Genomic DNA, 13,716 nt, shown 5'->3' on the forward strand with positions numbered 1-13,716 from the left:
TTAATTTTATAAGGTGTTCCTTACGGCCTTTCCTGTGCTTATTTCCAAAACTAATTATGAAAGCTTTTATCTTTTTATGCTGTAGTGTTGTTCTAGGTCTTAGCCCTAAAACAAGTTTTTCACAAGATGCAGATATTCTTGTATCCGAATCGGGAAGAATATCGATAAAGAGCATGTTGCATCTTATACATCAGCAATCAAATTATAGGTTTATCTATAATAATGACCTTATAAAGGAAGCGCCTTCGGTCAATTTGGAGAAGGGGACCATTAAAGCCAGTCAGTTATTGCAAAAAACACTGAATCCTATCGGGCTTACCTATGAGTTTACTAATGATAGGACCATTCATATAAAAAGAAATACAACCGACGATCAGGAGTTAAAAACAGATGATGATCGTAAAATAATTCAGTTTCAGGTTTCCGGTACTATAACGGATGGGAGCGGGCAACCATTACCCGGGGCCAATGTGATTGAAAAGGGAACTAAAAATGGGACTCAAGCTGATTTTGATGGTCAGTTTGAACTTTTTGTAAAAGACCAATTTGCGGTGTTGATTATAAGTTACATTGGCTACGATGGTCAGGAAATAGCCTTGAACGGAAAATCAGAAATTTCTACTGTTCTAATAGAAAATACAGAAAGTTTGGATGAAGTTGTCGTCATAGGTTTTGGCACAAAAAGAAAGAAAGATTTAACAGGTTCGGTGAGCGTAGTAAATACAGCCGATATTGAAAAATCATCATTTGCCTCGCCTCAATTTGCATTGCAGGGTAATACAGCAGGTGTTCGTGTTATAAATTCAAGTGGTGACCCCAATTCACCTCCTGAAATTTACGTTAGGGGAATAGGAAGCTGGCAAGGAAACGCACAGCCTTTATACGTTATAGATGGTCAAATAATTACCCCACCTTCTGCAAGTGGTAATTTAGATTTAATTAGTAGAAATGGAAGTAGCCCGCCCCCCAATTTATTTACAATGATTAATCCAGACGATATCGAATCGATAACCGTCTTAAAAGATGCCTCCTCCGCGGCAATTTATGGTAGTAGGGGAGCCAATGGTGTGATCTTGATTACAACTAAGAAGGGGAAAAAAGGTGCTCCCACAGTGGAGTTCACTAGTAGAACAGGTTTTCAAAACATAGATACGTTTAAAATGCAGAACACCAGTGAGTTCAGAGCTTTGGCACAGGAAATCTATGCCAACAACCAAAACCCGAACATTACCATAGAGAACCAACTCTATGGAAGGGATGCGGCTGATGATGTTATTAGAAGAACCTCGTTTTCCCCACAATTTGATCCTACTAGCCAATTTTATATTGGCTCTGAGCAAACATATGATTGGCAGGATGATCTGGTTAAAAGAAACGCAGTTACCATGTCTTATGACTTTAAAGTTTCCGGTGCCGGGGAAAATACCGATTATTATGTTTCATCCGGTTATGATAATATAGAGAGCAACCTTGTTGGAAATAATTTGGAAACCTATAGAACAGCCATTAATATAAACTCAAGAATTACCAGTTGGTTAAAGGTAGGTGTCAACTATAAATTTGCTTATCAAAATCAAGATATAGAAGATTTAGCATCGTTGACTACTATATCACAAACACCGCCTTGGCAGCCCATTTTCGACCCTTCCAATCAATTTGGGTATGCTGAAGTAATGGATACTACATTGGAAGATTGGCAGCAAGCAAAAATATATGGACAAGGAACCAGAGATAATTATTTAGCGCTACGCGATTTAAATAGAAGGGTGTTTGAAAATACAAGACATCTAGGACAGGGCTACATTGAGCTCCTTCCTTTTAAAGGATTGACTTTGAGAAGTAGTGTGAACTTGGATTATACTGCGCAGGATAGGATTTACACATCCACATATAGGGGTAATATTTTTAAATCAGGAGGTCAAGATCCAGCCACGGATTCCGCTTCTGCACCCAATAGTCTTGGTGCTCATGAATCTCGTAATAATTATATCTATAATTATCAATTTGACTTTAGTGCAACCTACGAGAAGAGTTTTGGGGAGCACAAGTTTATTTTTACAGGAGCCGTCCAAGACCAATTTCAGAGGACTCAGACCAAAAGTTTGAGTGGTGAAAACCTAACCAATATTAAGGACCTAAAAAGGATACAGTACTCCAATGATCTAGCGAATAACTCATCATTTATAGGTTGGAATGAACGATTTTGGTTAGGATATGTAGGTAGATTAAGTTATAGTTTTTCTGATAAGTATTACTTAGATGGTTCTTTTAGAAGGGACGCAAGTTCAGGCTTTGCCAAAGATTATAGATGGGGCAATTTTTACTCCGTATCTGGAGCATGGAGAATGAGCGGAGAAAAATTCATGGATAATGTAAAGTTCGTGAATGACCTTAAATTTAGAGGGGGCTATGGAGAGGCTGGTAATGATGAGGTAGCAGCAGGAAGATATGCCTATCTCTCTACAGCTGGTGGCGCGGGATCCTATAGATTAGGCTCGGGTAGTGGTGACGCGTTAGGAGATTATTATATAGCTGCCAGTTTAAATTCTCTACCCAATAAATCTTTAGTCTGGGAAGTAGCCAAGACATCTTACGTAGGCTTAGATGCTACACTTTTTGATTATAAATTAAACCTTGCGTTGGAAGTCTACAAAAGGGAACAAGTCGGTATTCAACAAACCGTAAATTTACCTCTAAGTGTAGGTACATCAGATCCCTTGTTCAACGTAGGAAAATTGGAAAATAGAGGTGTAGATATACAATTGGGTTTCAATGACCGCAAAGGAGATTTTAACTATGGTATCTCTACCAATATAAGCTTTCTGGAAAACGAAGTAACAGAAATATATAATGATCAGCCACTTTATGCTACCAATCAATTTCAACGGACATATAGGGTTGAAAAAGGAAGATCTTTAGGGCATATTTGGGGGTATAAAGTGGGTGGTATTTTCCAATCGCAGGAAGAGATCGATGCATTTTATGCTGCCACACCAGATGCAACCGTTCAAGATGTAAGTTTTGTAGGTCCGGGAGACATGTATTTTCAAGACGTGCATGGTGACCCCACCGAAGAAGAACGTTTTTATACGAATACTCCCGATGGAAAAATCAATACCAATGATCAAACAGAAATTGGTAACACAATTCCAGGATACACGTATGGAATCAATCTGAATCTTGGATATAAAGGTTTTGATATCTCTGCCAGTTTTTATGGCGAAGGAGATGTAGATAAATATAACTATGCACGGGCATCCTTGGAAAGGATGAGTAGCGCGGGATTGAACTACGGAGCATCCGTGAGCAATAGGTGGACCCCTTCTAATACGGATACTGATATGCCTAGGGCAGTTGTAGGAGATCCAGCTGGAAACAATAGATTTTCTGACCGGTTTGTTGAGAGTGCTGCTTTTTTTCGATTAAATAATTGGCAGTTGGGTTATTCGGTTCCAAGGGCATTTTTAGATAAAATTAATAATCCTGTAGGCTCTTTTCGCTTATATGTAGGAGGACAGAATAATATTTACATAAATAAATGGAAAGGGTTGGATCCTACTAACGATGAGTTTCCACTTCCCAAATCATATGTTATTGGTTTAAAGGCCACTTTTTAATTTTAAAAAAAATACAATGAAAAATCAATATAAAATACTTTTTTGCTTATTGTTTCTGATAGGATTGGGTTGTGATCCTGATAGGATTGATTCACCACCTTTGGGTGCAACCGAACGCACATACTTTTCCAATGTAATAGAATTTCGAAATGTAATGATAGGGGCCTATGCCAAACTTTATGATTATTATTTTTATAATGTACCAGGAGCAAATTGGCCCAATAGTCTTTGGCTATTACCAGGGGATGATTTAACCGAGACCAATGCTACCCGAACGGCAGAGGAGTTGTTTGACGGCTCTTTGAATTCAAATAATACGCGGTTAGAATGGATGTTCGACAATATTTATGAAATGATACAAAAGACCTGTGTTGTTATAGATAAGGTAAACACCGTGGATTTCACCAACTATGACGGTGCCGATGAGATAGTTTTAATGGAAGGGGAAGCATATTTTTTACGGGCGTATAGTTACTATAACCTCTTTAACCTTTTTGGAAATGTTCCTATAGTAACTGAAAGATTAGGGGCTGAAAATACAGATACTCCCAAAAGTGATAAAGTGGAGGTTTTGAACCAAGTAGTCTTAGATGCGCAAATGGCCATCACCATATTGCCAGAAAGTTGGGATGGGGGTTTTAGGGGAAGAGCCACCAAAAATTCTGCAAGAGGGCTATTGGCCAAGGCCTTGGTATTTAGAGGTAATTATACCGGCAATACAGATGATTATGCTCAGGCTATTATAGTATTCAATACCATTACCGCTACGCTTACCGATAGATACCTTGATAATTTTGATGCGCAATTTGAAAACAATCAAGAATCCTTATTTGAAGTACAGGCTGCAGCACCAACGGCCATCAATAATATATTTTTGTATAACGATGGAGCTTGGCGAGGAGTTGAGGATATGAGTGTCTTTAGGGGAATGATGACCCCTACAGGTAAAGGAACAGTAAGTAATAATGCAAGCACTAGATTTTTGGTGACCAATAAGTTATTAGACGCATATGGTGAAGACCCCCGTATAAGTTATTTCCTTAGACCAGACGATAATGAGGACGGTCGAATTTTTCAAAAATATACCGCGGACGAATTAGATAAAAGATTGGCTCCATTTCAGAGTTCCATTAACAATGAACGAGTTTTAAGATATGGTGATCTTATCTTAATGATTGCTGAAGCTCACTTAAAAACCGGAGACCCATCCAGTGCCATCAGAAGTATTAATCAAATAAGAACTAGGGCAAGACAATGGGGGCTTACCTCTGGAGCAGGTAATGGTATAGTACCTGTGGATTATGTTACCAGTGAGACAAACACAGCTACTATAATGCAATGGATTATGGACGAAAGATATGTGGAATTAGCAGGTGAAGGTCAAAGATGGTGGGATTTGAAAAGATGGCACGAAGCAGGTGATATAGATTTGACCAATTGGACTGGCGCTGACGCCTATTTTAGTACCAACCTAGCTTCAAGTTCACTTTTTGATGTGAACAAGCATTTGTTGTTCCCTTTGCCTCAAGTAGAAATAGATCGTAATAACAGTATTTTGGAGAATAACCCTGGATATTGATTCTTTAAAAATAGTTTAGTTGTTGAGTTAGTTGAGTTAGTTTCTTAGTTAAGAGTGGTACGAAAAATTCGGCCACTCTTATTTTTAAGTATAAACTACAATCCTTCTCAATCGAATAATGCACGAAGTTTTCTTAAAAAATGCAACGAGTAAAAGAGAAATCATGAATACAATGAAAAAAAATACCGTAGTAGTACTATTCCATTTATTATCTATAGTAAGCAGTAAAGCCCAAGATTTTGAGACATTTACTTATTTTAAAAATGATTCCATTAGTTTGGATCTAGACCTCTTCTTACCTAAAGACAGGGATTCCTTAAATTCAGCTCTAGTGATTTATGTTCATGGAGGCGGTTTTTCAAATGGGAGGCGTGAAAATGGACATAATTTAGCTAAACATCTCAGCGAAAATAATATAGCGTGCGCAAGTATAAGTTATTCCCTTTATATGAAAAATAAGGGGTTTGATTGTAAGCAAGCTTTATCTGAGAAAGTTAAGGCTATTCAAATAGCTGCCAGTCAGTTATGGAAGGCCACGGAATTTCTGATCGAAAAAAGTGGAAAACTGAATATTGATTCAACAAAAATTTTTATTGCAGGTAGTAGTGCAGGTGCTGAAACCGTTTTACACGCTGCCTATTGGAAACGGGAACAAATGCAATTATATGAATCCAAACTAGTATCAGATTTTAAATACGCTGGTGTAATTTCAGGAGCTGGAGCTCTAATGGACCTTAACCTAATAACACGTTCCAGTGCAATTCCGTTCATGGGATTTCATGGTGATGCCGACCCACTAGTACCTTACAAAACTGCTTCACATCATTACTGTGCGCCTAATTCAAATGGCTGGTTAATGCTATTTGGATCTCATACAGTTGCTGAACATCTCCAAAGCTTAAATCAAACAAGCCAACTCATAACCTTTGAAGGTGGAGGTCATTCCTATGCAGGGGCCTACTTTTACCAAGACCAACGACCAGTTTCTGATTTTATTAAAAGGGTGTTGAATGGAGAACGGTTTAATAGTTATCAGACATTGAAGGCAGAAAATTGAAATGGGTCCAATCTTTAATTGAGGTATGAGAAATGTTAGAGTGAAATGCTTCCTATTTACCTTATGTCTTATCCCAGCTATGAGTTTTTTTGTTGCTTGCCTTAACAAAGAAATAATAACTGAGTGGTATATGTTTTCTCCCGATAATGACTTTAAAACACCCTCTGTAATAGCTATGGAAAAATGGTTGGATGCTCCCGCTGGCAATCATGGTTTTCTTGAGATGAAGGGGAACAATTTGGTTTTTGAAGACGGAGAACCAATTAAGTTTTGGGGCGTAAATATATGCAGCGATCAACCTTTTGTTGCTAATGATAAAGCTGATAAATACGTGAATATGTTAGCCTTTATGGGCGTCAACGGAGTTCGTTTTCACAAATTTACTTGGGAAGCGACTGATTCTAAGTATTCTACGGTTCCTGACTCTTTAAAGTTTTTGAAAATGGATTATTTTCAATATAAGCTTAAGGAAAGAGGAATTTACTATGGATGGTCACATATTTATGGCCACAAGGTCAAACCTAAAGATAGTTCCAGATTGCTTTCATATAGAGAAATAGCTAATCTAAGCTATCCTTGGAAGCACCTGAATGGAAGTTCTTCTTCATTGGTGAATTTCGCGAATGACCTACAGGATTTGAATATTGAATTAACAGTAAATATGTTAAATAGGGTGAGTCCCTACTCAGGTTTGCGTTATGCAGATGATCCGGCATTGAGCTTTATAGAGTTTCAAAATGAGGACAATATTTTTTGGGCAGCAATGGAAGCAGCCTTAAAACAAGCCCCTACTTATAGAGCCTTATTATGCAAGCAGTTCAGTGAATGGTTGAAAGATAAATATGATACTGATGAATATTTGAAAATTGCTTGGGGCTCCAATTTACCAGAAGGTGAATCTATTTCTAAGATGAATGTTTACCCAACCCCCAATCACGGAGTTTTCGGTTTTGAATATAATAGAGCATTAAAAGATGATAGTGAAATACCTAATGATGTATTGGATAAAATGCGGTTTTTATACGATACACAATTAAAATTTTATAAGCGTTTTGAGAAGGCCATTAGAGAGACTGGGTATAAAGGAATTATAGTAGGAAGTAACTGGCAGGCAGGCTCGGGAATTTCCCATTTATATAATTTACATGCAGATTATTCTGTGGGGATGGTTGATAGACACAATTACTTTGGTGGTGGAAAAGGCGGACATGTTTTGGATACAGGAAAGGTCAAGAGCAAAACGATGGTCTCTCTTCCTGGATCAGGGCTTCTTAGTACAGGAATGCAACAAGTTGAAAATAGACCCTTTGCTATTTCTGAATGGATGAGCTTAATACCTAATGAATATACCGCCGAATCTTCTCCCATCATTGCGACCTATGGAATGGGCTTACAAGGTTGGGATGCTTCATTCGCATTTGCCGTCGATGAAGCCCACTATACAAATACACTTCAATCAAAACATGGAGTGTACAATGTAACAAGTCCATTACAAATGGCACTTTACCCAGCTTTGTCCTCAATGATTTATAGAGGAGATATTACCGAGGCACCTAGTGTTACGGAACGAAATGTTCACATACCTTCCTTAATGAGCGGTAAATTAGGATTCAGCGAGCAAATTGAACAACGTTATGATGATAAATACTTTTCAGGCTCCGTTCCACCAGAGGCTTTGGCATTTGGTAAGATTCCAATTGTATTCACTGAGGAATATGAAGAAACAAAAGACCTTTCAGTAGAGCAATTACAAGTTTATGGCAATAAGGCTATTACCTCTATAACAGATGAGCTTAAATGGGATTACTCAGGCAAAGGATATATAACCATCAATACAAAGGGGACAAAAGGAATTATTGGCTTCACCAAGGGTAAGGAATTTGATTTAGAAGGATGGAAATTAAGTACAGAAAATGATTTTGTGGTCATATACCTTACAAGTTTAGATAAGTTCAATGGAATGGATCAATCCCGTAAAATTTTGATTACAGCAATAGCTCGTGCTAGGAATAAAGGAATGGCGTATATCCAAGACGGAACTTATCTTGTAAAAAAAGGAACAGCACCCATTGAACTTGAACCTGTGAATTTTGAACTTTCTTCTCCAAGAAATACAATAGCAAGCCTTCAACCGCTTGACCATATGGGAAGACTGACTGGGGAGAAGATTCTTTTAAAAAAAAATAAAATTAGAATTAATGGTAATCGGTATAAAACGATGTACTATCTGTTGGAGTTTTAAAAATATAAAGTATCCATTTCATAAGAATACTAAGGTGAAGTACATAACTTTTCATTATTGAATTTTAAATGAGAGTTTTTATAATAAGTAATAATTGTTGAATGAATTCCGTTCATCAGAAATAACAATATCTCGAAAAGGAAATCTAATTATCTTATAAATATGTTTCGTAATCTATTGATTTTATTGGTTTTAACTTGTCAAAGCACTGAAAAAATCTCATCTGAATTGTTGCCCACCCAACTAACCTGTGAGTATTTAAAGAACCCAGCTGTAATCGATATCAAGAATCCCCAATTGGCTTGGATTTCTATAGACCCCAAACATGAAAGGGGCCAAGCACAATCTGCTTATCAGATTCGTGTGGCAAGTTCACAGCAAAAATTAGACGCTCCTGATTTATGGGACAGTGGAAAAATAAGGTCAAGTAAATCAATAGGTATTAGATATGCAGGAAAAAAGCTTAATTCTCGACAAGAATGTTGGTGGCAGGTAAGAGTTTGGGATAAAAATGGAGACTTTTCTAAATGGAGTGATATCAGTACGTGGCGAATGGGTTTATTGAATAAAAGTGATTGGCAAGCCAAATGGATAGGAGCTCCATGGCAATCAGAAGAAGCCTTTCCAAAACCTAGTGGAGGGCCTAATGCCATTCCTAAAGATTTTGGTCCACCGGCCCCTTTTTTAAGAAAGAGTTTTCAACTTAAAAAGGAACTATCTAAAGCTGTGGCCTATGTTACGGGTTTAGGATATTTTGAATTTTATGCGAACGGAATAAAAGTAAGCGACGATGTCTTGGTTCCCAATCAAACCAACTATGGAAAGCGACCCAATTTGTCTAATTCATTGATCAATGTTGAAGATAATTTTAGTAAGTACAAAGTGATGTATTTGGCTTATGATATTACGAAATACCTAAATAGGGGTGAAAATGTTGTGGGAAGTATTTTAGGAAATGGTTTTTATAATCCAGCAAAATTCTGGACCGAAGGTTATGGAAGTCCAAGATTTATAGGGCAAATACATCTTACCTATACCGATGGTTCCGAAGAGGTAATCGTAAGCGATGAGTCATGGAAAGTTTCTCAAGGGCCTATCTTAATGAATATGGTATACTATGGGGAAACATATGATGCCAGAAAAGAAATCAAAGATTGGGCAAGCCCTAAATTAAATGATTTGGCTTGGAGTAATGCTATTACAAGAAAAGCCCCTGAAGGGACTTTGGTCGCACATGCTGCCAATACGGATAAAGTAATGGAGCGTATTCAACCAATTTCAATTATCAAGATTTCTGAAGGTAGATATAAAGTAGATTTTGGCGTAGAAATATCTGGATGGGTGAAATTAAATGATGTGACAGGACCGGCCGGTCATAAAATTGATATTACGTTCAATGGTAATCTATATTCAGGAGAGAATAGCTATATATTGAAAGGTGAAGGCAAAGAAACATATGCTCCTCGCTTCAATTGGTTTGTATTTAGTGGTGTAGAAATAAATAATTGGCCAGGAGAGCTAAAGGCTTCACATTTAACAGCTGAAGCAGTGAATACATTTATTGAAGAATCGGCAACTTTTGAAACTTCAAATCAACTATTGAACGATATCACAAAAATTTGGAAGAGAAGCCTAGTTGATAATATGCATGGTGGAATAGTTAGTGATTGCCCACATCGTGAACGTTCAGCATATACGGGAGATGGACAAGTAGCCTGTTCAATGGTAATGCAGAGTTATGATGCTAAAAACTTCTACTATAAATGGATTCAAGATATTCTTGATGCACAAAATATAGACACTGGTTATGTTCCCAATGCGGCACCTTGGCAACCAGGTTGCGGTGGCGGCGTCGCATGGGGTGCCGCAGTTTCCATTATGCCATGGGAGTTTTATGTGAATTATGGAGATACGGAATTGCTCGAAATGAGTTACGAGCCTATGAAGAAATATATAGAGTATATGAAAACATGGGTTAACGACCGTGGATTAATGCATTCACAAAGGAGAGGATCTAATGGAGAAGTAGTAAAATGGTTCAATCTAGGAGAGTGGGAGTCACCAGGTGAATTGTTAAGAGAAGATTTGGTGCATACATTCTACTTTTGGAAATGTTTAGATATTGCAACGAAAACCGCAAAAGTTTTAAAAAAAAATGAGGAGTATTTTAAATATAAAAATTTAGCTGAATCTACACGAAATACTTTCCACAAGGCATTTTACAACGCTCAAAAAGGAAGCTATGGTGATGGTGGTGGAAATATATTAGCACTTAAAATGGGGGTTACCCAAGAACAGTATGAGAAAGTTAAAAATGCTCTAATTAAAAATGTCGAGAATAATAAAGGTCATTTGGATACGGGTATCTACGGAACTCGTTATTTCTTTGAGGTTTTAGCCGAAAATGGACTTAATAACTTGGCATATAATGCAATAAATAAAACTGATGAGCCAAGTTTTGGATATTGGTTGTCCTTAGGTTCAACGACTACTCGAGAATCATGGGATAATAGTGGTTCACATAATCATCCAATGTTCGGTGGCGGATTGGTTTGGATGTACCGTAATTTAGCAGGAATGAAATCGGACCCAGACCTTCCGGCCTTTAAGCATATTATATTTAAACCCCAACCAATAGATGAATTGACGAATGTTGCCTATAAAAATAACACACCTTATGGGCAAGCAGGAATACATTGGAAAAAAGATAACGGAGATTTAGATATTAGTATCACAGTGCCGGTTGGTAGTACTGCCACTGTATATATACCAGTTTATGAAAATTCTGTGGTTTTGGAAGGAGGTAAAGTTCCCTTAGGAGATTCCAAGGTTGTTTTCTTAGAGAGGGAAAATGATTATGAGGTTTATAAAATAGAGAGTGGAGAATATAATTTTAAATCTGAAGTTCGATGAGTTTTAAATTTCAAAAATTGAAAAACCTAATCATGATTAAAAGAGAATTGAATAATTGAAAGCATTATGCCGATTTCTTTAAATGGTATAGGATATAGACCGAAAACATAAATAATATTGGAATCTCTTTCCCTATTGCGGTTGTTGGATGCCATACGTTATATCAAGAAAATACCGGATACCACAGTTGGAAAAATTTGTATTCGATTGATGGCATTATTGCGCGAATTGAAGACTAGCGAACAGATAAAGCTAATAAAATTAGCTTTTAAATATTCTTCCGCAACCAGAGCTTTATTAGGAGTATTACTAAGGGAAATCGATTGCAAAATAGAGACTGAAATAAGAGACCTTAAAGATAGTTTAAACCCGATAACGGTTTATAATTTTGATATTTCTGAAAACGTGCTGTCAAATTCTAAATACTGGAATATAAAATGAAGCTGCAAGAGAACGAACAACTTTTTAGACAAGCGGTTCAGGCAACTACAGAATGTATGGGAATTTTAGATATCTATATCTAAAAGGACTGTTGGGTATGCTATGCCCTAAAGCTCATTTTTGATGGTGCTATTAAAAATGAAGTGCTATTTAAAGGCGGCGCGGCCTTATCACAGTGTTACAAGTTCATCGAACGCTTTTCCGAGGATATTGATTTAGTCGTAATACGAAGCGAAAAAGAGACAGGAAATCAATTAAAGACTAAGCTTAAAAAAGTAACTAAGGAAATAACCGCACCATTTGTGGAAGTAGAAATGGAAGGTATTACCAACAGAATGGGAATGATTCGAAAGATAGCTTATAGCTATCCCAAAGTTTTCAAAGGAAATTATAGGCAGGTAAGAGATGCCATTATTATAGAAGCAACATGGCTAGGCTTTTAAGATACTATTGTAAAATAGACTAATCATTAAAGAGAAAACGATGTTATTTTATTCCATAATCATGCTTTTTTAAACTTTTAAAGTTACGACTTCTATTATGAGGCGTCAACGATGGGGTAGCTTACAAATCATAAATGATTATCAATAAAAAGTCATAGATTAGAAAAGAAAATTAAGATTTAGGCTATTTTCGACCTGATAATCTATTTCCCGATACAGGAATTATATTTCCTTATCATATAGGGGCTAACGTAATTTTGGGTACAAAAAGTGATGGAAAGTATCACGGAAATTAGCAATTAATTAAAAACCATATATGAAATTAACTATTAGACCGTAATTTCTCTAATCTATAGCTAAATATTATCATGATAATTGTTTTCTGTTAATGTTAAAATATATTCGTTATACTTTTTATAGACGATATTACTTTACTTTCTAGGGTTTATATAGATATAATGAATCCTTATCATGTAAATAAAAGACAAAGGTTTTCGATGGTCGTAACTCTACCATAATTACACTAAATTCTGAATACCAAGAATTAGTTACCGATTTGCTTGTTTTGGCACAAGAAGAATTGGTACACTTTCAAATGGTTCATGATATTATTAAAAAGCGTGGTTACACCTTAGGTAGAGAGCGTAGAGATAGCTACGTTAACGAGCTCTATAAATTCATGAACAAAGGTGGCAACCGGCTACAATCGATGGTGGACAGACTCTTATTTTCACTATTATCGAAGCGAGAAGCTGCGAACGTTTTAAACTACTTTCAAAAGAAATAAAAGACCCAGAACTATCTAAATTTTAATATGATTTGATGATTAGCGAAGCTGGACAATATACAATTTTATTGGCTTTGCTCGTAAGTATGGTCAGCATATAGGTGTAGATAAGCGATGGCAAGAATTGGTGGAATTTGAGGCCGAAGTAATTAAAAACTATGGTAAAGAAGAAACCATACATGGTTGAAACCATTTTACATTTTGAAGCTGAAAATTTGTAGTGACGGTACATTCATTAAAGAATTTAGCTATTTTATTTGATTAGTACTTTTTTTAACAAATAGTTGTGGTCATAGTTGAAGCAAAGACAATGATATTAGAATTGTTTTGTTTACGTGATTCCGTTGTTCATTAAATCTCTTTAAATTTTATATGTCTTAGAAAGGGTAAGCAAACGGGTAGGCAAGGGTTACGGCCTTAACCCTTAACCTACCATTGTCATAACACTGTCTTTAGTTATCGATTAAATGGTAATTGATTGATTTTCATTTTCTTATGTGGATTCAAGGTACACAATGGTAGTAGCTAGGTTTGATAGTGGGTAGGCCAATGGTTGCCTAACAGGTAGGCTTTTAGGGTTAAAGAGGGTGACTACTAACCCTTTAATGTGTTATTATTCAGTCGAAAATTTTTGGCT

At 36.6% G+C, this 13,716-nt stretch carries 7 protein-coding genes and 1 pseudogene; all 8 read left to right on the forward strand.

The features are described from left to right. Positions 1-56: 56 nt before the first annotated feature. On the forward strand, positions 57-3,617 hold the full coding sequence (locus ACNR9Q_RS10165) for a SusC/RagA family TonB-linked outer membrane protein (RefSeq protein ID WP_419211107.1): 3,561 nt from the start codon (positions 57-59) through the stop codon (positions 3,615-3,617). A 16-nt stretch (positions 3,618-3,633) separates the two neighbouring features. Continuing rightward, positions 3,634-5,196: a RagB/SusD family nutrient uptake outer membrane protein gene (locus ACNR9Q_RS10170; RefSeq protein WP_419211108.1), complete on the forward strand. Its 1,563-nt coding sequence runs from the start codon at positions 3,634-3,636 to the stop codon at positions 5,194-5,196. A gap of 163 nt (positions 5,197-5,359) precedes the next feature. Beyond that, positions 5,360-6,253: an alpha/beta hydrolase gene (locus ACNR9Q_RS10175; RefSeq protein WP_419211109.1), complete on the forward strand. Its 894-nt coding sequence runs from the start codon at positions 5,360-5,362 to the stop codon at positions 6,251-6,253. Between the two features lie 130 nt (positions 6,254-6,383). After that, the gene (locus ACNR9Q_RS10180; RefSeq protein WP_419211110.1) at positions 6,384-8,495 is read left to right on the forward strand and encodes a beta-galactosidase; all 2,112 of its coding nucleotides are present in this window, start codon (positions 6,384-6,386) and stop codon (positions 8,493-8,495) included. A 162-nt stretch (positions 8,496-8,657) separates the two neighbouring features. Then, positions 8,658-11,408 (forward strand): family 78 glycoside hydrolase catalytic domain, encoded by a 2,751-nt coding sequence (locus ACNR9Q_RS10185; protein ID WP_419211111.1) that lies wholly within the window; start codon positions 8,658-8,660, stop codon positions 11,406-11,408. Positions 11,409-11,525: 117 nt separating this feature from the next. Continuing rightward, complete coding sequence (locus ACNR9Q_RS10190; protein ID WP_419211112.1) at positions 11,526-11,849, forward strand: hypothetical protein; 324 nt, start codon at positions 11,526-11,528, stop codon at positions 11,847-11,849. Between the two features lie 131 nt (positions 11,850-11,980). After that, on the forward strand, positions 11,981-12,292 hold the full coding sequence (locus ACNR9Q_RS10195; RefSeq protein ID WP_419214269.1) for a nucleotidyl transferase AbiEii/AbiGii toxin family protein: 312 nt from the start codon (positions 11,981-11,983) through the stop codon (positions 12,290-12,292). Positions 12,293-12,803: 511 nt separating this feature from the next. Beyond that, a pseudogene (miaE, locus tag ACNR9Q_RS10200) lies at positions 12,804-13,266 on the forward strand (tRNA isopentenyl-2-thiomethyl-A-37 hydroxylase MiaE); the annotation flags it as partial. Positions 13,267-13,716 lie beyond the last annotated feature (450 nt).

Source organism: Maribacter sp. X9 (assembly GCF_048537565.1).
Lineage (GTDB): Bacteria > Bacteroidota > Bacteroidia > Flavobacteriales > Flavobacteriaceae > Maribacter.

Coding starts and splice junctions, on each gene's coding strand:
- ACNR9Q_RS10170 (WP_419211108.1), top strand. CDS start 3,634: ATGAAAAATCAATATAAAATACTTTTTTGCTTATTGTTTCTGATAGGA.
- ACNR9Q_RS10165 (WP_419211107.1), top strand. CDS start 57: ATGAAAGCTTTTATCTTTTTATGCTGTAGTGTTGTTCTAGGTCTTAGC.
- ACNR9Q_RS10180 (WP_419211110.1), top strand. CDS start 6,384: ATGTTTTCTCCCGATAATGACTTTAAAACACCCTCTGTAATAGCTATG.
- ACNR9Q_RS10175 (WP_419211109.1), top strand. CDS start 5,360: ATGAATACAATGAAAAAAAATACCGTAGTAGTACTATTCCATTTATTA.
- ACNR9Q_RS10185 (WP_419211111.1), top strand. CDS start 8,658: ATGTTTCGTAATCTATTGATTTTATTGGTTTTAACTTGTCAAAGCACT.